Source organism: Leisingera sp. M658 (genome assembly GCF_025144145.1).
GTDB lineage: Bacteria > Pseudomonadota > Alphaproteobacteria > Rhodobacterales > Rhodobacteraceae > Leisingera.
Genome location: NZ_CP083546.1, coordinates 3,014,080 through 3,034,430, shown reverse-complemented (window position 1 = coordinate 3,034,430; position 20,351 = coordinate 3,014,080). Strand labels below are relative to the sequence as shown.

At 61.9% G+C, this 20,351-nt stretch carries 18 protein-coding genes; 5 read left to right on the top strand and 13 right to left on the bottom strand.

Annotated elements, in window-relative coordinates:
* Positions 1 to 52 precede the first annotated feature (52 nt).
* The 5 genes from ftsH to folD all read left to right on the top strand — a co-directional run bounded on the left by ftsH (position 53) and on the right by folD (position 6,051).
* A complete protein-coding gene (gene ftsH, locus K3724_RS15090; protein WP_259986693.1) occupies positions 53 to 1,966 on the top strand; it encodes an ATP-dependent zinc metalloprotease FtsH in 1,914 nt (637 codons plus the stop codon).
* Between the two features lie 273 nt (positions 1,967 to 2,239).
* The gene (locus K3724_RS15085) at positions 2,240 to 2,815 is read left to right on the top strand and encodes an MOSC domain-containing protein (RefSeq protein ID WP_259986692.1); all 576 of its coding nucleotides are present in this window, start codon (positions 2,240 to 2,242) and stop codon (positions 2,813 to 2,815) included.
* A gap of 188 nt (positions 2,816 to 3,003) precedes the next feature.
* The gene (locus K3724_RS15080) at positions 3,004 to 4,680 is read left to right on the top strand and encodes a formate--tetrahydrofolate ligase (protein WP_259986691.1); all 1,677 of its coding nucleotides are present in this window, start codon (positions 3,004 to 3,006) and stop codon (positions 4,678 to 4,680) included.
* Between the two features lie 59 nt (positions 4,681 to 4,739).
* Positions 4,740 to 5,045, top strand: a complete 306-nt coding sequence (locus K3724_RS15075) for a chorismate mutase (RefSeq protein WP_259986690.1) — start codon at positions 4,740 to 4,742, stop codon at positions 5,043 to 5,045.
* 103 nt (positions 5,046 to 5,148) lie between these two features.
* Positions 5,149 to 6,051 (top strand): bifunctional methylenetetrahydrofolate dehydrogenase/methenyltetrahydrofolate cyclohydrolase FolD, encoded by a 903-nt coding sequence (folD, locus tag K3724_RS15070; protein ID WP_259986689.1) that lies wholly within the window; start codon positions 5,149 to 5,151, stop codon positions 6,049 to 6,051.
* 149 nt (positions 6,052 to 6,200) lie between these two features.
* Here folD and K3724_RS15065 read toward each other — a convergent pair whose 3' ends face one another.
* From K3724_RS15065 to K3724_RS15005, 13 genes are all read right to left on the bottom strand, one after another.
* A complete protein-coding gene (locus K3724_RS15065) occupies positions 6,201 to 6,608 on the bottom strand; it encodes a PaaI family thioesterase (RefSeq protein WP_259986688.1) in 408 nt (135 codons plus the stop codon).
* A gap of 73 nt (positions 6,609 to 6,681) precedes the next feature.
* Positions 6,682 to 7,332: a ligase-associated DNA damage response endonuclease PdeM gene (pdeM, locus tag K3724_RS15060; RefSeq protein ID WP_259986687.1), complete on the bottom strand. Its 651-nt coding sequence runs from the start codon at positions 7,330 to 7,332 to the stop codon at positions 6,682 to 6,684.
* 37 nt (positions 7,333 to 7,369) lie between these two features.
* A complete protein-coding gene (locus tag K3724_RS15055; RefSeq protein ID WP_259986686.1) occupies positions 7,370 to 9,787 on the bottom strand; it encodes a ligase-associated DNA damage response DEXH box helicase in 2,418 nt (805 codons plus the stop codon).
* Between the two features lie 90 nt (positions 9,788 to 9,877).
* The gene (locus K3724_RS15050; RefSeq protein ID WP_259986685.1) at positions 9,878 to 11,185 is read right to left on the bottom strand and encodes an ATPase; all 1,308 of its coding nucleotides are present in this window, start codon (positions 11,183 to 11,185) and stop codon (positions 9,878 to 9,880) included.
* A gap of 151 nt (positions 11,186 to 11,336) precedes the next feature.
* Entirely contained in the window at positions 11,337 to 11,834 is a 498-nt protein-coding gene (locus tag K3724_RS15045) for a prepilin peptidase (protein ID WP_259986684.1), read from the bottom strand.
* A 3-nt stretch (positions 11,835 to 11,837) separates the two neighbouring features.
* Positions 11,838 to 12,686 carry a lipopolysaccharide assembly protein LapB gene (locus K3724_RS15040; RefSeq protein WP_259986683.1) on the bottom strand — a complete coding sequence of 283 codons (849 nt, stop codon included), beginning with the start codon at positions 12,684 to 12,686 and terminating at the stop codon, positions 11,838 to 11,840.
* A 30-nt stretch (positions 12,687 to 12,716) separates the two neighbouring features.
* Positions 12,717 to 13,307, bottom strand: a complete 591-nt coding sequence (locus tag K3724_RS15035; protein WP_259986682.1) for a tetratricopeptide repeat protein — start codon at positions 13,305 to 13,307, stop codon at positions 12,717 to 12,719.
* Between the two features lie 11 nt (positions 13,308 to 13,318).
* Positions 13,319 to 14,290, bottom strand: a complete 972-nt coding sequence (locus K3724_RS15030; protein ID WP_259986681.1) for a type II secretion system F family protein — start codon at positions 14,288 to 14,290, stop codon at positions 13,319 to 13,321.
* 10 nt (positions 14,291 to 14,300) lie between these two features.
* Entirely contained in the window at positions 14,301 to 15,269 is a 969-nt protein-coding gene (locus K3724_RS15025; RefSeq protein ID WP_259986680.1) for a type II secretion system F family protein, read from the bottom strand.
* The gene (locus K3724_RS15020; RefSeq protein WP_259986679.1) at positions 15,269 to 16,705 is read right to left on the bottom strand and encodes a CpaF family protein; all 1,437 of its coding nucleotides are present in this window, start codon (positions 16,703 to 16,705) and stop codon (positions 15,269 to 15,271) included. Before K3724_RS15020 ends, K3724_RS15025 begins: the two co-directional genes overlap by 1 nt.
* Positions 16,706 to 16,728: 23 nt before the next feature.
* Positions 16,729 to 17,958, bottom strand: a complete 1,230-nt coding sequence (locus K3724_RS15015) for an AAA family ATPase (RefSeq protein ID WP_259986678.1) — start codon at positions 17,956 to 17,958, stop codon at positions 16,729 to 16,731.
* A gap of 154 nt (positions 17,959 to 18,112) precedes the next feature.
* Positions 18,113 to 18,742 carry an OmpA family protein gene (locus K3724_RS15010; protein ID WP_259986677.1) on the bottom strand — a complete coding sequence of 210 codons (630 nt, stop codon included), beginning with the start codon at positions 18,740 to 18,742 and terminating at the stop codon, positions 18,113 to 18,115.
* Positions 18,743 to 18,757: 15 nt separating this feature from the next.
* Positions 18,758 to 20,164: a type II and III secretion system protein family protein gene (locus tag K3724_RS15005; protein ID WP_259986676.1), complete on the bottom strand. Its 1,407-nt coding sequence runs from the start codon at positions 20,162 to 20,164 to the stop codon at positions 18,758 to 18,760.
* Between the last annotated feature and the right edge of the window lie 187 nt (positions 20,165 to 20,351).

The window sequence follows — 20,351 nt, the reverse complement described above, 5'->3', positions numbered from 1 at the left end:
GCACAACGCAGGCGGCCCGTGTGGCGCGCCTATCTGATAGGGAGAACTTTCCTTGGGCAACGCTCGCAATATCGCCTTCTGGGTTGTTCTGTTTCTGCTGATTCTGGCGCTGTTCAATTTGTTCAGCGGTTCCGGCAGCACGATGCAGAGCCGTGAACGCACTTTCTCGGACTTCGTCAGCTCGGTTGAGACCGGCAAGGTCAGCACCGTCACTTTGGACGGGGAACAGGTGCGCTACACCACGACCGATGGGCAGAACTATGTCACCATCAAACCGGCCGATGCTGAAGTCACGGCACTTCTGATCGACAAGAACATTCCGGTGCGCGCCGAAAAACAGCAGCAGTCGGGTTTTCAGTCCTTCCTAATCACGCTGCTGCCTTTCATTCTGCTGATTGGCGTCTGGATCTATTTCATGAACCGGATGCAGGGCGGCGGCAAAGGCGGCGCCATGGGATTCGGCAAGTCCAAGGCCAAGATGCTGACCGAAAAGCATGGCCGGGTGACCTTTGACGATGTGGCCGGCATTGATGAAGCCAAGGAAGAGCTGGAAGAGATCGTCGAATTCCTGCGCAACCCGCAAAAATTCTCGCGTCTGGGCGGCAAGATCCCCAAGGGTGCGTTGCTGGTGGGCCCTCCGGGCACTGGTAAGACGCTGCTGGCGCGCGCGATTGCGGGCGAGGCGGGCGTGCCCTTCTTCACCATCTCTGGCTCCGACTTTGTGGAAATGTTCGTGGGCGTCGGTGCCTCCCGTGTGCGCGATATGTTCGAGCAGGCGAAGAAAAACGCGCCCTGCATTGTTTTCATCGACGAGATCGACGCCGTCGGCCGCCATCGTGGCGCCGGTTATGGCGGCGGCAATGATGAGCGTGAGCAGACGCTGAACCAGCTGCTGGTTGAGATGGATGGTTTTGAGGCCAACGAGGGCGTGATCATCCTGGCGGCGACCAACCGCAAGGACGTTCTGGATCCCGCGCTGCTGCGTCCGGGACGCTTTGACCGCAACGTGACCGTCGGCAACCCCGACATCAAAGGCCGCGAGAAGATCCTGGGCGTGCATGCGCGCAAAACCCCGCTGGGCCCGGATGTGGACCTGCGTATCATCGCCCGCGGCACGCCTGGCTTCTCGGGCGCGGATCTGGCCAACCTGGTCAATGAGGCGGCGCTGATGGCCGCCCGCGTCGGTCGCCGCTTTGTCACCATGGAAGATTTCGAATCGGCCAAGGACAAGGTGATGATGGGAGCCGAGCGCCGCTCGATGGTGCTGACCCAGGATCAGAAGGAAAAGACCGCCTATCACGAAGCCGGCCATGCGGTTGTCGGCCATATACTGCCGGAATGCGATCCGGTTTATAAGGCGACAATCATTCCGCGCGGCGGCGCGCTGGGGATGGTGGTGTCCTTGCCTGAAATGGACCGGCTGAACTGGCACCGTGACGAATGCCAGCAAAAGCTGGCCATGACGATGGCAGGCAAAGCGGCTGAAGTGATCAAATACGGCGAGGACCATGTGTCGAACGGCCCGGCCGGCGACATCCAGCAGGCCAGCCAATTGGCCCGCGCCATGGTGATGCGCTGGGGCATGTCCGACAAGGTCGGCAATATCGACTATGCCGAAGCGCATGAGGGCTATTCGGGCAACACTGCCGGCTTCTCGGTCTCCGCAAATACCAAGGAGATGATCGAGGAAGAGGTGAAGAGCTTCATCCAGGCCGGTTATGACCGCGCGTTCCAGATTCTGACAGACCATCATGAAGAGTGGGAACGTCTGGCGCAGGGTCTCCTGGAATACGAGACGCTGACCGGTGAAGAGATCAAGCGCGTCATGAATGGCGAGCCGCCGCAAGCCGGCGATGACGAAGATGGCGGCGAGGATGAGGGCAATGCCTCGGTCACCGCAATCCCCAAGGCCAAGCCGAAAAAATCCCCGCCGGAGGGCGGCATGGAGCCTGAGCCGACGGCGTAAGGATCCTAACCTGAAAATGAAATGTCCCGGAAACCAGCTGCGGTTTCCGGGACATTTTTTTTGGGACGGGGGGCGGGGGCCGCGGCGGGCAGCAAAGCTGCCCGCCGCGGCCCCCGCCCGGATCGGATCGCCATTGCGATCCGATCCTTTGGACGGCTGTGCGATTTCTTCATACGGAAACAAAGGGGTATCAGGCATTTTCGCGCTGGCAACCATTGTCAAAGCGTGTAGCCTTCGCCGGGATTGATCAAACTTCAGCAGGAGAAACAGGCAATGCCGGTATTGCGGGACAGCGGATTCAAAGGGGAAATCACCTGGCTGGGCATGGTTCCGGCTGGCGATAGTCTGCGGGCGGAACCGGCCGGCCAGTTGCAGCTTGGGTTTTCCGGCATTGCCGGTGAACGCCACGAGGGGGAGAACCGCGCCTCCTGCGTGCGGGTCCGCAATCTCTATCCTGAAGGCACCGAGATCCGCAATGTCCGCCAGTTGACGATCCTGTCCGAGGAAGAGCTGGCAGTGATTGCCGCGGACATGGGAATGGAGCGGGTCGACCCGGCCCATCTGGGCGCCACTATCATCCTGCGCGGCATCCCGGACTTTACCTTTGTGCCGCCTGGTTCCCGGCTGCAGGGACCGGACGGGGTGACCTTGACTGTCGATATGGAAAACCGGCCTTGCGTGCTGCCAGGGCGGGAGATTGAAAGAGATCACAGCGGATGTGGCGCCCGGTTCAAGCCTGCCGCAAAGAACCGCCGGGGAATCACGGCCTGGGTTGAACGGCCGGGAAGTGTGAACCTGGGCGGCGAATTCGCCCTCTTTGTGCCGGATCAACGCGCCTGGGCGCCATGAATCCCTTCCTTAAAGGGAAAGCGTTTCCTTTAAGGAACCTCTGCAGGGCCTGCGAAAGACCTCACGCCGCTTCGAGGCAGGATAATGTCGGAAATCACGCGCGTGTTTTGCCGCATATTGGCTAAGTCTATCGCGAAACCGGCATCTCTGTGCCGGCGATTGTATGCAAACTCAGCAGGAACCTTGCCATGAGCTACAAGAGTGACATCGAGATTGCGCGTGAAGCGCAGAAGAAGCCGATCCAGGAGATTGGTGCGAAGATCGGGATTTCCAGCGGCGATCTGCTGCCCTACGGCCACGACAAGGCAAAGGTGTCCCAGTCGTTCATCAACTCGGTTCAGTCCAAGGAAGACGGCAAGCTGATCCTGGTGACCGCGATCAACCCGACACCGGCGGGCGAAGGCAAGACCACCACCACCGTGGGTCTGGGCGACGGGCTGAACCGGATCGGCAAGAACGCGATGATCTGTATCCGCGAGGCGTCCTTGGGTCCGAACTTCGGCATGAAGGGCGGCGCTGCAGGCGGCGGTTACGCGCAAGTGGTGCCGATGGAGGAAATGAACCTCCACTTCACCGGCGACTTCCACGCCATCACCTCGGCGCACTCGCTGCTGTCGGCGATGATCGACAACCACATCTACTGGGGCAATGAATGCGACATCGACACCCGCCGCGTCGCCTGGCGCCGGGTTGTGGACATGAACGACCGCGCCCTGCGCACCATCACCGCGTCCCTGGGCGGCGTCTCCAACGGCTTCCCGCGCGAAGCCGGTTTTGACATCACCGTGGCCTCCGAAGTGATGGCGATCCTGTGCCTCGCGAATGATCTGAAGGACCTGGAAAAGCGCCTGGGCGACATCATCGTGGCCTACCGCCGCGACAAGACCCCGGTCTACTGCCGCGACATCAAGGCCGAAGGCGCGATGACCGTGCTGCTGAAGGACGCGATGCAGCCGAATCTGGTGCAGACCCTGGAAAACAACCCGGCGTTTGTGCACGGCGGCCCGTTTGCCAATATCGCCCACGGCTGCAACTCGGTTATTGCCACCAAGACCGCGCTGAAAGTCGCCGACTATGTGGTGACCGAGGCAGGCTTTGGTGCTGATCTGGGTGCCGAGAAGTTCATGAACATCAAATGCCGCAAGGCAGGCATCGCACCGTCCGCGGTTGTGCTGGTTGCCACCGTGCGCGCGATGAAGATGAACGGCGGCGTCGCCAAGGCTGACCTGGGTGCTGAGAACGTCGAGGCTGTGAACAACGGCTGCGCCAACCTCGGCCGCCACATCGAGAACATCAAATCCTTTGGTGTGCCGGTTGTCGTCGCGATCAACCACTTTGTCACCGACACCGATGCCGAAGTCGACGCCGTCAAAGCCTACGCCGCCACCCATGGCGTCGAGGCGGTGCTGTCGCGCCACTGGGAGCTGGGCTCGGAAGGCTCCGCGCCGCTGGCCGAGAAAGTGGTTGAGATCGTCGATGCGGGTCAGGCCAACTTTGCGCCGATCTACCCGGACGAGATGTCGCTGTTCGACAAGATCGACACCATCGCCAAGCGCATCTACCGCGCCGACGAGGTGCTGGCCGACAACAAGATCCGCAACCAGCTGAAGGAATGGGAAGACGCAGGCTACGGCAATCTGCCGGTCTGCATGGCGAAGACCCAGTATTCCTTCTCGACCGACCCGTCGTTGCGCGGTGCGCCCACCGGCCATTCGGTGCCGGTGCGTGAAGTCCGCCTGTCGGCCGGTGCCGGCTTCATCGTGGCGGTCTGCGGCGAGATCATGACGATGCCGGGCCTGCCGCGCAAACCGGCCTCGGAAACCATCCGCCTGAATGACGACGGCCAGATCGAAGGCTTGTTCTAAACGGCGATATGCGGCACTCACGGCCCGGGACCCATCCCGGGCCGTGAGAGTTTTAAGACATGAGCACACGCACCCCGCCAGATGCCTGCAGCGATATGGCCAGCCTCCGGCTTCAGATCGACCATCTGGACCGGGAGCTGGTGGCGCTGCTGGCCGTGCGGGCTGGATACATCGACCGGGCGATCGCGCTGAAGCAGGCAAACGGCTGGCCGGCGCGGATCCCGGAGCGGGTTGAAGAAGTGGTGCTGAATGCCCGCGCCGCGGCTGAGGCCCAGGGGCTGGACCCCGATCTGGCTGAGCGCCTGTGGCGGCAGCTGGTGGAGTGGTCGATTGCCCGCGAGGCGCGGGTGATCCGTGAGGAGTGATGCTGAGCAGGGCACCTGCGGCTCGGGCATCGCGACCGCTAAAGAGGAATAGGGCAGGCATCCGGGCGGAGGCCCGCGCCTGCGGCAAAGAGGAAGAGATCAAATGGCAGCAACTCTGATTGACGGCAAGGCCTTTGCGGCCAAGGTGCGCGGCCAGGTGGCCGAGCATGTGGCGCGGCTGAAAGAGGAAAACGGCATCACCCCCGGTCTCGCCGTGGTACTGGTCGGCGAAGACCCGGCAAGCCAGGTCTATGTGCGCTCCAAGGGCAAGCAGACCGTTGAGGCCGGCATGAACTCCTATGAGCACAAGCTGGATGCGGACACCTCGGAAGCGGACCTGCTGGCCGTGGTCGAGCAGCTGAACAACGACGCTTCGGTGCATGGCATCCTGGTGCAGCTGCCGCTGCCCAAGCACATGAACGAAGACCTGGTGATCAACTCGATCGCGCCGGAAAAGGACGTCGACGGGTTCCACATCTCCAACGTCGGCCTTCTGGGCACCGGCCAGAAATCGATGGTGCCCTGCACGCCCTTGGGCTGCCTGATGATGCTGCGCGAGCACCACGGCTCGCTGTCGGGCATGGATGCGGTTGTCATTGGCCGCTCCAACATCGTCGGCAAGCCGATGGCGCAGCTGCTGCTGGGCGACAGCTGCACCGTGACCATCGCGCATTCGCGCACCAAGGACCTGCCCGATGTTGTGCGCCGCGCCGACATCGTTGTGGCCGCCGTGGGCCGCCCGGAAATGGTGCCGGGCGACTGGATCAAGGAAGGCGCCACCGTGATTGACGTGGGCATCAACCGGATTGATGCGCCCGAAAAAGGGGAAGGCAAGATGAAGCTGGTTGGCGATGTCGACTTCGCTTCTGCGTCCGAGCGCGCCGGCGCCATCACCCCGGTTCCGGGCGGTGTCGGCCCGATGACGATTGCCTGCCTGCTCGCGAACACCGTCACCGCCTGCTGCCGCGCCAACGGTCTGAAAGAGCCCGAAGGCCTGACCGCCTGAGGCAGCGCAGAACGCTGAAACCTGTACCAAACAACTCCCGCCGGACGCCTCCGGCGGGAGTGTTTTTTTACAAAGATGAAAAAGCGCCGTTTCACTTGGCGGCTCGCAGAGATCCTGTAGAAAAACGTGGAAGTTACGGTCTTTGACCCTCAGGCCGGGACCGGCACCATCGTGCCCTGGAGGATGGCAATCAGCTTTTCCTGGCTGCCCTGCAGCGCGTGGACCTCAGCCGTGACGATGACCAGCCGGCGCCCCGGTTTGATGACCTTGCCGGTCGCCCGTAAGGTGTCGCCGGCACCCGGCGCCAGCAGGTTGATCTTCATCTCAGCTGTCATCACCTCGCTGTTTTCCGGCATTTTTGTCAGCGCCGCATATCCGGCAGCAGTGTCGCCGATGGCAAAGCTCAGCGCCGCATGGGCCGCATCGTGCTGCTGGCGGCTGCCGGGCAGGATCGGCGCAGTGATCACCACTTCACCATCCGAGACGCTTTGGATGTTTGCGCCCAGGGTTTGCATCATGCTTTGCTTGGCGAAACTGCTGCGGATGCGGTGTTCCATTTTGAGTGTCCTTCTTTTGCTGAGGCCAAGCATAGAAGAGAAGGGCGGCCCCATGGCGGTGACGCTGCGCCACTTAGCGGGGCATCGGTATCGGCAGGGCTTGCGGACCGGTCAGAATGGCCAAGGCATTCGGCGCCATCAAGGATGCAAGCGCCGGATCGGTGCTGCGCAACCCGCCGGTATAGGTGCCGAAGGCCGGCAGGATCAGGCGGGAGGTGTCCAGCAGGAAACAGGGGCGTGAATTGCTGCGGACGCGGGCCTTGGGATGGTAGTGGCCGGAGATTTCCGCCGTTGCCGGCGGATCAGCAATGTGGCGGAAGGTGAGGGGGCCAACCCGCAAGTCCGCCAAATGCTCCCCGCCTAGACCGGTGGGGGCGGGGTCGTGGTTTCCCTCGATCCAGATCCAGCGGCGGTTTTGCATCAGGTCTTGGGTTTGGCCTCTTTCTGAGGCCGGCAATGCTGTGGCTGCGGCATTATCGTCGAAGCTGTCGCCGAGGCAAACCACAGTTGCCGGGTTGAGGTCTGCGACCAGTCTCTCAAGGCGGTTGAGTGTGTCACGGCCTTCGTAAGGGGGCAGGGCACTGCCGCCGCGCCGCGCATGGCGTGCGGATTTTCCAAGATGCAGGTCGGAGACGCAAAGCAGCCGGTGGTCCGCCCACCAGAGCGCGCCGGAGCCGAGCGCGGTCAGGCGGGCGCCGGCAAGGTTGAAATCAAATCCGTTCATGCTGTGGTCTTAGACGCGCTGGCCCAACAGGCAAGCGCTATTGCACCAGCCGGTCCAGTCCGGATAGCCGCATCAGCGCTTCAGCCTCGCGTTGCAGCAGCTTTTCCTGCGCTGCGCCTTTGACCGGAACCTTGCCAGCCTCCAGCAAAAGCGGCGCTGCAAGCGGCGAGATCCGGTCCAGCCGCCGCAGGGTGATCCGGCCATTGATCCGTGCCAGCATCTGCTCAACGCGGCCAAAGTCCACCAGCCCGCGCAGGGCTTCGTCGCGGGTGATGCCCATCAGCAGGTGGTCCGGGTCGTATTTCCTGAGCGTGTCATAGAGGATGTCGGAGGAGAATGTTGCTTGGCGCCCGTTCTTGCGTTGCCCGGGTGTGTTGCGTTCAATCAGCCCGGCAATGGTCGCCGCGCCGCGGAAGGCGCGTTTCATTACTGCGTTGCCGGCCAGCCAGCCGTCCAGCCCCTCGCGCAGGGCTGTGACATCGAACAGCGGGGCCGGGTCGGTCAGCGGCTCAAGCCCCCAGATCAAGGTGGCGTAGTCGGTCGAGACAAAGCCAAGCGGATCAAGGCCAAGCTCCTCCATCCGCTTGGTCAGAAGCAGCCCCAGCGTTTGCTGTGCGTTACGGCCGGCAAAGCCGTAAATGCAGGCATACTCGCGCCCGTCGCGGGGGAAGCTTTCGATCAGCAGCGACCCGGCGCGGGGAAGGTCCGAGACGTCGCGCTGCAGTTCCAGCCATTCGGCGGTGTGGCGGGGCAGATCTGGCCAGCTGTCCTGACTGAACATCTCCAGGATGCGCGCGCTGAGCTGGGTCGAGGTGGCGAATTTGGTGCCGGAGAACACTGCGATCTTCGGTTTCCTGCCGGGGGTGCGGGTGACCTCGACGGTCATTTCGCGCAGCCCCTCGTATCGCACGGTCCGGCCGCCGATCAGAAAGGTGTCGCCGGGGGTGAGGGTGGCGGCAAAGGCTTCCTCGATCTCGCCCAGGGGCTTGCCGCCGCGGCTGCGCTTCAGACGCACCTTGATGAGGTCGGCGTCCTGGATGGTGCCCAGGTTCATGCGGATGCGTTGGGCGGCGCGCGGATCGCGCAGCTGCCATTTGCCGTCCGGGCGTTGCAACAGGCGCTGCCACTGGTCGTAAGCTTTCAGCGCGTAGCCGCCGGTGGCACAGAAATCCAGACAGGCATCGAAACCGGCGCGGGTGAGGGCGGCATAGGCGCCGGCGCTGGTTATTTCGGTGTAGAGTTCATCCGCATCAAACGGCCCGGCGCAGGCTGCAATCAGGATGTGCTGGCAAAGAACGTCGCGGGGGGCGGGGCCGCGCGCCTCGCCATCCAGATCGCCTGCACGGACGGCGTCCAGCGCGGCACGGCATTCCACCACTTCAAACCGGTTGGCGGGCACCAGAAGCGCCTTGGACGGCGCGTTGTAGCGGTGGTTGGCGCGGCCGATGCGCTGGACCAGGCGTTTCACGTTCTTCGGTGCGCCGATCTGAATCACCAGGTCCACATCGCCCCAGTCGATGCCGAGGTCCAGTGAACCGGTGCAGACAATGGCGCGCAGCTCGCCGCGGACCATGGCGGCTTCGACCCGTTCGCGCTGGCCCCGGTCGAGCGAGCCGTGATGGATCCCGATCGGCAGCGCATCGTCATTGGCGAGCCAGAGATTGCGAAAGAAAATCTCGGCCTGGGCGCGGGTGTTGTGAAATATCAGCGTGGTTTTATGCGCCTGGATCTGTTCCATCACCGCCGCGATGGCATAGGCCGCGCCGCCGCCGGCCCAGGGTGGCGCTTCTGCGGTTTCCAGCATCCGGATGTCCGGGGCGGGGCCGGGGTCTGCCTGCACGATTTTGCAGGGGTCCGGGTGGCAGGCAAGATAGCTGGCAATGGCCTGCGGGTCGTCCACGGTAGCTGACAGGCCCACCCGGCGCAGATCAGGGCAGAGCGTTTGCAGCCGCGCCAGGGCCAGCATCAGCTGGTCGCCGCGTTTGCTTTCGGCCAGCGCATGGATCTCGTCCACCACCACCCGCTTCAGCCCTTTGAAAGTGCGGGCCGCATCCTCGTAGGAGGTGAGCAGCGCCAGGCTTTCCGGTGTGGTCAGCAGGATATGCGGCGGATCGGCGCGCTGGCGCCGTTTGCGGGAGGATGGCGTGTCGCCGGTGCGGTCGTCAATGCGGATGGGCAGGCCCATATCTTCGACCGGGGCGCGCAGGTTGCGCTTGATGTCTGCAGCAAGGGCCTTGAGCGGTGAAATATAGAGGGTGTGCAGCCCGTCATGAGGGCTTTCTGCCAGATCGGCGAGGGTGGGCAGAAAGCCGGCCATGGTCTTGCCGCCGCCGGTGGGGGCGATCAGCAGGGTTGCCGGATCCCCGGCACAGTCCAGCATGGAGTGCTGGTGCGGGTGGATGGACCAGCCGCGGGCGGTAAACCAGCCTAGAATGACCTTGGGAAGTTTGCTCATCCCTTTCTTTTAGGGGAAGGCCAAAAACTTTTCGAAAAGTTTTGCAAGAGTTTTCGAAAACTCTTGCTGCCGCCTGTCTGCCGGCGGGGATCACTTCACGATATCTTCGTCCTTGACGAACATGTTAGCCCAGGCGCGGTCGATCAGCTCGGGGGACATCTGATAGGGGATGCCCTCAAATTCGCAGATCGCGATGATCTGGTCGATCAGAAACACCGGCTGGTAGTTCGCATAGACGTTATCGATCGACGGGTATTTCTTTTTCAGCAGGTGCACCAATGCGCCTTCGTCCAGCGGCATGCCTTTCTTGCGGGCCACCATGGCAAAGATCTTGAGGTAATTTTCCTGGTTCGGGCCGTCGATTTTGATCTTGAAAAAGATCCGGCGCAGGGCGGCTTGGTCAAAAATCTTGTTCGGGTGGAAGTTGGTGGAGAAGATCACCAGCGTGTCAAAGGGCACTTCGAACTTCTCACCTGACTGCAATGCCAGGATGTCCTTGCTTTCCTCCAGCGGCACAATCCAGCGGTTGACCAGCGACTGCGGTGGTTCCGCCTGGCGGCCAAGGTCGTCGACGATGAAGATGCCGCCGGTGGATTTCAGCTGCAAAGGTGCCTGATAGGTGCGCGCGGTCGGGTTATAGACCAGATCCAGCATGTCCAGCGACAGCTCGCCCCCGGTGATCACGGTGGGGCGCTGGCACATGACATAGCGTTCGTCGAAACGGCGGCGGCGGCGCAGGGCGTTGGGGTCTTCCGGTTCCTGCTCCACTTCGGTGTGGACAATCGGGTCATAGACCGTGATCACCTGGCCCGAATATTCAATGGCGCGCGGCACATAGACGTGATCCCCCAAGGCGTCGCGGATGCCGTTGGAAATTGAAGACTTGCCGTTGCCCGGCGGGCCGTACATCAGGATTGAGCGGCCCGCGCTGACGGCCGGGCCAAGGTGGTCCAGCAGGCTGTTTGGCAGGATCAGATGCCCCATGGCATTGGTCAGCTGGTCGCGGGACACTTGGATGTTGCGGATCGACTGGCGTTTCACCTGCGCGCGGTAGACGTCCAGCGGCACCGGCATGGCGCCGAAGTACTCCGACTGGCTGAGCGCATCCAGCGCCCGCGATTTACCCGCATCGGTCAGCTGGTAGCCCATTTCGTTGCCGCTGTTGGCGTTGAGCGTGCCGGTGGCCTCCAGCAGCTTTTGCTCGCGGGCGATATCCACCAGTTCCTGGGTGACGGCGCCGGGCAGGCAGATTGCCTCGGCGATTTCCGTGACGTTCTCGACGTTTTTGCGGAAGATGGTCTTCAGCAGGATGTCCCGCATCATCACCAGCGGCAGCTGCATCTGCGCCAGCCCTTTGGGGGCGGGCGGGGCCATCACGGTGAGGTTCTGCATGTTCATGGCGGTACCTGTCCCTAAGATCGGATCCGTGCCCCGGCAGCCGGGGCGTTCAAGGAAACAGACTATTCAGGACTGTGGCAACAGCGGGGCAGAGCTGCAGCAATTCCGCGGAGGCGGCGGATTTCCAGCGAAGTTTTTGCAGCGGATGCAGTCAGCTGCCAAAGCGCGCTGCCAGCACCAGGTAGAGGGCCAGGGTGCCGCCCAGGCACAGGCCCATCGGGAAGCTTTTGCCGGTGTCCCAGCTTTGCCATTGCGGCGCCAGCCGGCGCAGGGGGGTGTATTTGGCGATCCGGTGGGCGGTGAAACCCGCCAGCAGGGTGGCCGCAAAGATGATCATCAACAGCCGCAGGTCGCCAAGCGCAAAGAAGGGGGCGGCGGCGCCTGCAAATTTGGCGTCGCCCGCGCCGACAGCACCGGCTGCATAGAACAAGTAGCCCAGGCCGATGCCGACCGGCAGGTGCAGCAGATGCCAGCCGTAGTCCGCCCAGCTTGGCATCAGCACCGCTCCTGCAACCACATAGATCACGGCTAGCAAATCGACGGCCCAGTTGGGAATGCGCATGCCGCGCAGATCCGTCAGCGCGACTGTGTAGCACAGTGGCAGAACAAAGGGAAGGAACCACAGGGCAGCATGGGCCGGGAACTGCATGGATCAGCCGTTCTCCAGGGCCGCCAGCGAGCGCGAGGCTTCCTCAAAGTGCTGCGGGTGGGTGTCAATTGCTTCGCGCAGCAGATTCTCGCCGGTCTTGACGTCGCCTTGCTTGACTGCCGACAGCGCCAGCGTGTGCAGCAGCAATGCGCGTTCAGTCTGATCCATCGGGATCACCGGCAGGGTGTAATTGCGTTGCGCGCCGCGGGCCAGAACCAGGTTGTTCTTGGCTGTGAACAGGCGTTGATCCTGACGGATTGCTTCGCCGAACAACCGCTCAGAGCCGGCGAAATCGCCGCGGGTCAGCTTGGAATAGCCCCAATTGTTCATCACTTTCGCTGGTTTTGTCGTCAAACCCACTGCAATTTCATAAAAGCTGTCGGCGCGTTTCCAATCTTTGGCGGCATCAGCCACAACTGCCTCCAGGCGGTAGCGCTCATAGGTCTCATGGGTTGGGGGAACCCTGTCCAGTTCTGCCTTGGCCGCGTCCCATTCGCCGCTGCGCACAAGCGCGCCTGCCAGCTGAACATGATCCTCGCTTGTGGCGCCCTTCATCGAGACAACTTTTTTCCAGGCGGTGGTGCCTTCCGTGGTGCGCTTGGCGCGGATCAGCGAATAGGCCAGCCCGCGTTGCAGTTCAATCCGGTCCGGGCTGCTCTTCAGCGTCCGCTGGAAATGGGCAACCGCCTCGTTCGGGTCGGCGACCGAGAGCATGACGTCATTCAGATTGCTCTCGTCGATGACATTCACTTCCTGAAAAGCCCGTTCCACGGTTTCATCGGCTTTCTCTGCGCAGGCCGACAAAAGCAGCGCCCCTGCCAGAGAAGCGGATAGGAAATACTGCTGGCGCATTGGTGCGTCCTTTTTACTGCTCTGCCTCTGTCATGGTGCTTGGCTTATCAGGTAGCTGCCGCCGCCTTGCCGCACCAATTTATAATCTTGATTTTGAGGGTCAGTATGCGCAGGATTTTCAAGCTTTGCGAGAGCAAGGCGTAAATTATCGCGGATTGCGTCACTTTCGCCATTGTCAAGCGCATAGGCGCGCTGGAACACCTGCACCGCTTCGGCGGTTTTGCCGCGCTCCATCAGCACGACGCCCAGGTTGTTCATCGGTTCCGGCCAGGTGCCGTCCGCATCCACCGCCTGGCGCAGCAGATCTTCTGCCTGGCCAAGCCGCCTGAGGCCCAGTTTGGCACTGCCCATGCCGGACAGAACCTCTGGCGTCAGCCCGTGGTCAAGGGCAGCGCGGGTGAAGGCGTCCAGTGCCAGTTCATGCTGGCCCGCTGCCATCAGCCGGTGGCCGACCACCAGCCCGTCCTCGGCCTGCTGGCGGTGATTGCCGCTTGGCGCCCAAGGGCTGCCCTTGTCCTGTTTCAGCCCGCCCGGCGCGCAGGCCGCCGCCAGCGCAACAACGCTGGCGGCGGCAATAGCACGGAAGGGACGGCCCGGCCCGGCCCGTCCTGATGAGTTCATGTTCGGTTGCCTCAGTTGCCCATGTTCATGATGCCCTGCACCGACGGGCCGACCAGAATGATCAGCAGCGGCGGGACTGTCAGGCCCATTGTGGCAAGGGTCATCTTTACGGGCAACTTGTTTGCGGCCTCTTCTGCGCGCATCACACGCTTGTCGCGCATTTCCCCGGCATAAACCCGCAAGGCGTCCGCGATCGAGGTGCCGAAGCTGGCGGACTGGATCATCACGGTCACAAAGGAAGAGACATCCTGCACCCCGCAGCGGGTGGCCATGTCCCGCAGGACCTTGTCCTTTTCCTTGCCTGCCTTCATCTCTTGCGCGACAACTTCGAATTCTTCCGCCAGATCCGGGAAAGAGGCGTGGAGCTCCTTGGCAACGCGGACAATCGCCTGGTCCAGCGACTGGCCGGCTTCGACACAGACCAGCATCATGTCCAGCGCATCCGGGAAGCCTTCGGTGATCTTTTGCTTGCGCTCTTCAATCCGGCGGGTGATCCAGTATTTCGGCAGCAAATAGCCGGCCGCGCCAGGCCCGATGATGCGGATCGCCATTTGCTGGCTGTCATAATCGATATCGGCCTTCAGCACGTAGACAAAGAACAGCCCGGCCACGAGGCCCAGGATGCCAAGAGCAAACTGCAGGAAATGGAACAGGCGCACCGAATCCTTGGAGTGATACCCCGCCTGGCGCAGCTTCAGTTCCATCGCTGACAGTTCGTCTTCGTTCTGCGGTTCCAGAAAACCTGCGAATTTTTGCAGCTGCTCGTTGCGGTCGGCCTGGCGCAACCGCTGTTTTTGCGGTTTGTTCCGGGTTTCGGGCGCCATGTTCTTTTGCAGCTTCTTCAGCGGATCTTCGGGCTGGTTCAGCAGCAGCGGAACCGCCAGCAGGATCATGAACAGCCCGGCAATGCCAAGCGCCAGGAGCGGGCCGAACTCGCCGAATTGCGATGTCAGGTAATCGTTTATTCCGGTCAGAAATTCCACGGTCCCCTCCTTACACTTTGATGTTGGTCAGCACGCGCATGACGATCAGGTTGGCAGTCAGCATCACACCCACCGCAAAACAGGCGGGGATGAACCAGGGATGGTCCAGCACGCCGTCATAATAATTGGGATCCTTGACCAGGATCCCGATCAGGCAGAACAACGGGAAACCCGACAGGAATTTGCCCGACCACTGCGCCTCGGCGGTGATCGCCTTGACCCTGCGGAACAGCCGGAAGCGGGCGCGGATCACCTTGGCCAGGCCGGCCAGAACTTCGGCCAGGTTGCCGCCCGATTGCTGCTGGATAGTGACGGCAACAGCCAGAAATCGCATGTCCTGCATGTCCAGCCGTTCCGCCATTTCCTTGAGCGATTCACCGACATCGCGGCCATAAGCGCATTCATCTGAGATGATGCCGAACTCGGTCGCCAGGGGGTCTTCAACCTCATTTGCGACGATCTGCACAGCCGAGGTGAACGGATGGCCGACGCGCAAGCTGCGCACCATCAGTTCCACCGCATCCGGCAGCTGTTCTTCGATCATGGCCATCCGCTTGGCGGCTTTCTTGTTGACCCAGAAGAACACCGCGCCAACGCCAATGATGACGGATCCCAGGATCCGGACGGGCAGGGGGGCCGAAGTACCGATGCTGAGGCCGGCAAAGGCAACGGCAGCAAGTGCGGCCATGATCAGGATCAGCTGCTTGGGCGAAAAGGCAATCGCCGCTTTCTGCGCCCGTTCCGACAGCAGTGAATAGAGCGGGATAGACTGCGATTTGGCGTGCTGGCCCAGCTCCTTGCGCAGCTGCTCCAGCACCTGTTCGCGGTTGCCGCCCTTCTCCATCATCTCCAGCCGGCGGTTTACCTTGCTGTTGAGGCTGATGGATTTGCCGAAAGTGAACAGATACAGGCCTTCGACCAGGGCCAGCACCCCGAAGAAGATCAAGCCGTAGATAAGCGGTTCGGCACTCAGTTGCATCAGCGTGCCTCCATCACGGTGGGTTCATAGATCGACGGCGGCAGATCAAAGCCCCAAAGGCGGAAGCGCTCAGAGTAATGGCTGCGCACCCCGGTGGCGGTGAAATGACCGATGATCTTGTTGTCCGGGGTCAGCCCGACCCGCTGGAAGCGGAAGATTTCCTGCATCGAGATCACGTCGCCCTCCATGCCGGTGATTTCGGTGATGGAGGTCATCCGGCGGGAACCGTCCTGCAGACGCGAGGCTTGCACAATGAGGTTCACAGCCGAGGAGATCTGGCTGCGCACCGCTTTGAGCGGCATTTCAATACCTGCCATCGCAATCATGTTTTCCAGGCGTGAAATCCCGTCGCGGGCCGAGTTGGCATGGATCGTGGTCATCGAGCCGTCATGGCCGGTATTCATCGCCTGCAGCATGTCGATGACTTCCTCGCCGCGGGTCTCGCCGACGATGATGCGGTCAGGGCGCATCCGCAGAGCGTTCTTCAGACAGTCGCGAGGGGAGACTTCGCCCTTGCCTTCAACATTGGGCGGGCGGCTTTCCATCCGTCCCACATGGGTCTGCTGCAGCTGCAGTTCCGCGGTATCCTCGATCGTCAGGATCCGCTCGGAATTGTCGATGAAGCTGGACAGCGCGTTCAGCGTGGTGGTTTTACCCGAACCGGTTCCGCCCGAGACGATGACATTCAGCCGGGTCGAAACTGCGGCCTGCAGAAAGGCGGCCATCTCCTCGGTGAAGGCGCCGAAATTCACCAGATCGTCGATGCCCAGCTTGTCTTTTTTGAATTTCCGGATCGACACCAGCGAGCCATCCACCGCAACCGGCGGCACCATCGCGTTGAAACGCGAGCCATCGGCGAGGCGGGCGTCCACATAGGGGTTGCTTTCATCAACACGGCGGCCCACGGCCGAGACGATCTTGTCGATGATCCGCATCAGATGCTTCTCATCCTTGAAGGTGATGTCGCTGATCTGCAGTTTGCCATCACGTTCAATAAAGATCTGCTGCGGGCCGTTCACCAGGATATCGCTGACCGTGTCGTCCTGCAGCAGCGCCTCAAGCGGGCCAAGGCCGGTGACCTCGTCATACAGCTCCTTGTTCAGCTGCTGGCGGTCCTCGCGGTTCAGGACAATGCCTTTTTCCGCCAGAATCTCGGTTGCAATCGTGGCGATCTCAGATCGCAGCTCTGCCTCGCCTGCGCGTTCCAGCGCGGCCAGGTTCAGGTTCTCCAAAAGCTCCCGGTGCAACTGGATCTTAATCTCGCCCAAACGCTCCTTGCGCTTGCGATCCTTATCCATCGGCTGCGCCTCGGCGGCTTTGCGCTGGACCGGCCGCCGCAGACTGGCAGCTGGCGCGGCAGCAGCCGCCGCGACCGCAACCGGCTCAGACGCAGGCGCGGCAGGTTTGGCCGCTTGCTTTTTGTACTTGGAAAACATCAACTCACCCCCGGTTCAGCCGCTTAGGCGGCTTCGGCTTCACTTCGGCCTAATGCGTGCAGCGAGGCTGCAAGCTTGGCGATTTCTTTGCGCAAGGGATTCTTCGCTGCCGAAACGGCCAGCGGCAGCCCGTGGTCGCAGCTCTGCAGAACCTGCTTGCCGCCATCGGGCAGCTGCAGGTCGATGGAGATGCTTAGGGATTCGGCCATCCGTTTGACCCGGCTTTTACCGGCAAGATCGGTGAACTTCGGTGCCCGGTTCAGGGCAAAGCGCAGTTTTTCGAACGGCAGGTCTTCGGACTGCAGCGCCCGCTTCATGCGCAGCGCGTTCTGTGCCGAACGCATGTCCAGTTCGATCATCGCGAAGTAAACATGCGCCATATTCAGAACGGTTTCAGACCATTGCACCAGCGTATGGGGCATGTCGACGACAACAAAGTCGAAGTGGCTGCGCGCCATCCCGATCACCCGTGTGATATCCTCGGGCGACAGCAGATCCAGCGGCACCAGTTCTGACGGAGCCGTCAGAACCTGCAGCTTTTCCTGAAACGGCAGCAGCGCCTGGCCAAACAGATCCGCGTCCATGCTTTCAGTTTCGCTGAGCATTTCCATCACCACCTCGCGGCGGGGCAGGTCAAGGTAGGTCGAGACCGAACCGTGCTGCAGATCCAGATCCAGCAGGCACACGCTGGGCTCGTCATGTTCGCTGAGCGCTGCAAGCTCCCAGGCCAGGTTGACAGCCATGGTGGTCGATCCGGTGCCGCCTGCCAGCCCGTGGCAGACGATCACCGCGCCTTCGCGCTGGCTGCCGGACTGCAGCTGATGCGGGTTCTGCGCAACCTCCGGTTCCGGCGCCTGCAGCCGTTCGATGGCAGCCTGCAGTTCCTGTTCCGGCAGCGGGTAGGGCACAAATTCGTCCGCGCCCTGGCGCAGCAGCGTATGCAGTGCCGCCGGGGTCACGTCCTCGGCGATCAGGATCACCTTGATGCCGCGCGACTTCGCCTGGCTGATAATCTCTCCCATCAGCGGCAGATCGCCCTCATCGGCGCTGTCGATGGCCAGGGCCACAAACTGCAGCGGCTCTGCTTCGGCCTGGCCAAAGAAAGCCAGCGCTTCGGTAAAGCCCAGATCGCCCCAGGCCTCTCCCAGGACGGCTTCCATGTCTTCGATAAGGAGGTCGAAATTCTGCACGTCCCGGCTGATCGTGCAGGCAACAATCGCAGGTGTGTCTGTTTGCGGCATTCCGCTGCTCATCGCCATCATCCTTGTTCACTTGGGCAGACCGGGCTTTGGGCACAGTCCGCCTCTTGGAAACAATGTCGGTGGCAATCTAGGCGATATTGGGGCCAAAAATCCCCAAATCTGGGGAATTGTTACTACTTCGTAACCAGCTGGCCGCGTCTTCTGCCTACTGCAGCGTGCGCTCCAGCGACTGCTGTTCGGTCAAGGTGGTGCCCGGAATCGCGCTTTCCAGATATTCGCGATAGATAATCTGGGCGTATTTCCCGTCCAGCACCGTCGGGTGGCGCTTAAGGAATCCGCTGACCTCGGTCACCGTCCGGCGGTTGCGGCGTTCGCGCTCAGGTGTCGGGACAAGCGGCTGGGTTTCACCATGAGAAATCACTGCTTCCAGCCGGCTGCGGCTGATGCCGCGGGAAACCAGATAGTTCACAGCCGCGCGGGCCCGGCGCAAGCCGAGGGATTTGTTATAGCCGTTGCTGCCGACCGCGTCGGTGTGGCCGAAGACGCGGAATCGCACCTCGGGGAATTGCTTGATCCAGACTGCCTGGCGGTCCAGAACAGACCGCGCGGTCTGATCCAGCCGGGCGCTGTCAAAATCGAAGTTGATCGTCGTGGGCACTTCTTTGGCGAACCGGCCGGCCAATTGGATGGCAAAGCTGCGCTCACCGCTCATCACTGCCGCATTGCTGAGGGTCGCTTCGCCAAAGTCGCCTGAGCGGTTCAGCTCGCGGCCTGCCTCCCGTTCGCAGGCGGCTGCGGCCAGAAGAATGCCGAAAATTGCAGCGGTTCTGATCATCTGTGCCACTCCCTATCAGTCCAGCACGTAGCCGTATGAGCCGTTGAAATCCTGCTTGGCCACTTCGGCCGCCGGTCCGTTTTTGGTGCGGGAGGTGCGCCCGAACAGAAACAGATCCTTTTCGCTTGGCGGCGCCACCCGGTCGGTCGGCAGGGTCAGCGCCTCGCCGCGGGTCGGGGTCACCAGGTGGGCGCTGACGATAATCACCAGCTCGGTCTGTTCGCGCTGGTAATCGGCGCTGCGGAACAGCGCGCCCAGCACCGGCACGTCGCCAAGCCAGGGCAGCTGTGAAGAGTTGTCGAGAAATTCATCACGGATCAGCCCGGCGATGGCAAAGCTCTCGCCGTCGCGCATTTCCACCGTGGTCGAGGTCTCGCGCCGCGTGAAGGCGTCGATGGTCAGGCCGCTCAGCTCCAGCGCATTGGACGGGTCGATGGCCGACACAGCAGCATTCAGTTCAAGATTGATTAGATCGCCGTCGATCACCCTGGGAATGAAATTCAGCTCAATCCCGAAGGGTTTGAATTCAACAGTGATGACGCCGCCTTCCTGAGCAATCGGAACCGGGTATTCGCCGCCAGCCAGGAATTTCGCCTCCTGCCCTGACAGGGCGGAAAGGTTGGGCTCTGCCAGGGTGCGGACAACGCCTTTTTGCTCCAGTGCTTCGAGCAGCAGGCTGACCTGGACGGAACCTGCGTTGAAGCCGAACAGGAAGGCGCCGGTGTTCTCGTTGGCGGCAGGGATGTTGCCGGCCAGCGAGTTGGCCAGCGCGCCGGATGTGTTCAACGTGTTGATGCCGCCGGTGCGGCCATTGCCGGTGCCGCCGTTAAAGCCCAGCGAGGCGCTCAGCGACTTTGAGACTGAACGCTGCATTTCGGCAAAGCGGACCTTAAGCATGACCTGCTGCACACCGCCGACCGACATCAGATTGCTGACCCGCTCCGGCGCATAGCGTTCGGCCAGGTCCAGCGCCCGCTGCAGCCGCACTGCGCTGGACACGGTGCCGGACAAAACGATGCCGTCGTTGGCGGTGCGGACTTCAATTTTTTCATTAGGCAGGATCTGGCGCAGACGTTCCTTGAATTCGGTCACATCCGCGGCCACCCGCACGTCCACATTGGTGATCAGCCGGCCGGAACCATCAAGCAGCGTCAGCGTGGTCAGGCCGGGCGACTTGCCCAGCACATAGATCGTGCGGTCGGACAGGGAGGAAATATCTGCAATGCCGGGGTTGGCGATGCTGAGCTCAGCAAAAGGGGTTTCGCTTTCCACCACCACGGCGCGATTCATCGGCACGTCCAGTCGTGAAACCGTGCCTTTTTTCACCACCCGCAAGGATTGCGCTGATGCCCCATCTGCCTGTGGCATACCAATAAGCGATAGACCCACCAGGGCCGCCGCTACGAACCGTCCAATTGCCATGTGACCTGCCTTTCCGATCACGCCTCAAAATCCGGGTCTTTTTGCCCGCTCTTTCGGGCACTGTGGTGCAGATCCCGAATTATTGCAAGAATCAATGGCTTCTGGGGTGTTCCCGTCTGCGGGCCATTGTGGGGCCTGCGCAACAGGCAAAACAGCCGCCCTTTGCTGAAAAAGGACGGCTGAACCT

Excerpts from the sequence above, each read along its gene's own strand:
- K3724_RS15085 (WP_259986692.1), top strand. The coding sequence starts at position 2,240 with ATGCCGGTATTGCGGGACAGCGGATTCAAAGGGGAAATCACCTGGCTG.
- K3724_RS15080 (WP_259986691.1), top strand. The coding sequence starts at position 3,004 with ATGAGCTACAAGAGTGACATCGAGATTGCGCGTGAAGCGCAGAAGAAG.
- K3724_RS15075 (WP_259986690.1), top strand. The coding sequence starts at position 4,740 with ATGAGCACACGCACCCCGCCAGATGCCTGCAGCGATATGGCCAGCCTC.
- folD (WP_259986689.1), top strand. The coding sequence starts at position 5,149 with ATGGCAGCAACTCTGATTGACGGCAAGGCCTTTGCGGCCAAGGTGCGC.
- K3724_RS15065 (WP_259986688.1), bottom strand. The coding sequence starts at position 6,608 with ATGGAACACCGCATCCGCAGCAGTTTCGCCAAGCAAAGCATGATGCAA.
- pdeM (WP_259986687.1), bottom strand. The coding sequence starts at position 7,332 with ATGAACGGATTTGATTTCAACCTTGCCGGCGCCCGCCTGACCGCGCTC.
- K3724_RS15055 (WP_259986686.1), bottom strand. The coding sequence starts at position 9,787 with ATGAGCAAACTTCCCAAGGTCATTCTAGGCTGGTTTACCGCCCGCGGC.
- K3724_RS15050 (WP_259986685.1), bottom strand. The coding sequence starts at position 11,185 with ATGAACATGCAGAACCTCACCGTGATGGCCCCGCCCGCCCCCAAAGGG.
- K3724_RS15045 (WP_259986684.1), bottom strand. The coding sequence starts at position 11,834 with ATGCAGTTCCCGGCCCATGCTGCCCTGTGGTTCCTTCCCTTTGTTCTG.
- K3724_RS15040 (WP_259986683.1), bottom strand. The coding sequence starts at position 12,686 with ATGCGCCAGCAGTATTTCCTATCCGCTTCTCTGGCAGGGGCGCTGCTT.
- K3724_RS15035 (WP_259986682.1), bottom strand. The coding sequence starts at position 13,307 with ATGAACTCATCAGGACGGGCCGGGCCGGGCCGTCCCTTCCGTGCTATT.
- K3724_RS15025 (WP_259986680.1), bottom strand. The coding sequence starts at position 15,269 with ATGCAACTGAGTGCCGAACCGCTTATCTACGGCTTGATCTTCTTCGGG.
- K3724_RS15020 (WP_259986679.1), bottom strand. The coding sequence starts at position 16,705 with ATGTTTTCCAAGTACAAAAAGCAAGCGGCCAAACCTGCCGCGCCTGCG.
- K3724_RS15015 (WP_259986678.1), bottom strand. The coding sequence starts at position 17,958 with ATGAGCAGCGGAATGCCGCAAACAGACACACCTGCGATTGTTGCCTGC.
- K3724_RS15010 (WP_259986677.1), bottom strand. The coding sequence starts at position 18,742 with ATGATCAGAACCGCTGCAATTTTCGGCATTCTTCTGGCCGCAGCCGCC.
- K3724_RS15005 (WP_259986676.1), bottom strand. The coding sequence starts at position 20,164 with ATGGCAATTGGACGGTTCGTAGCGGCGGCCCTGGTGGGTCTATCGCTT.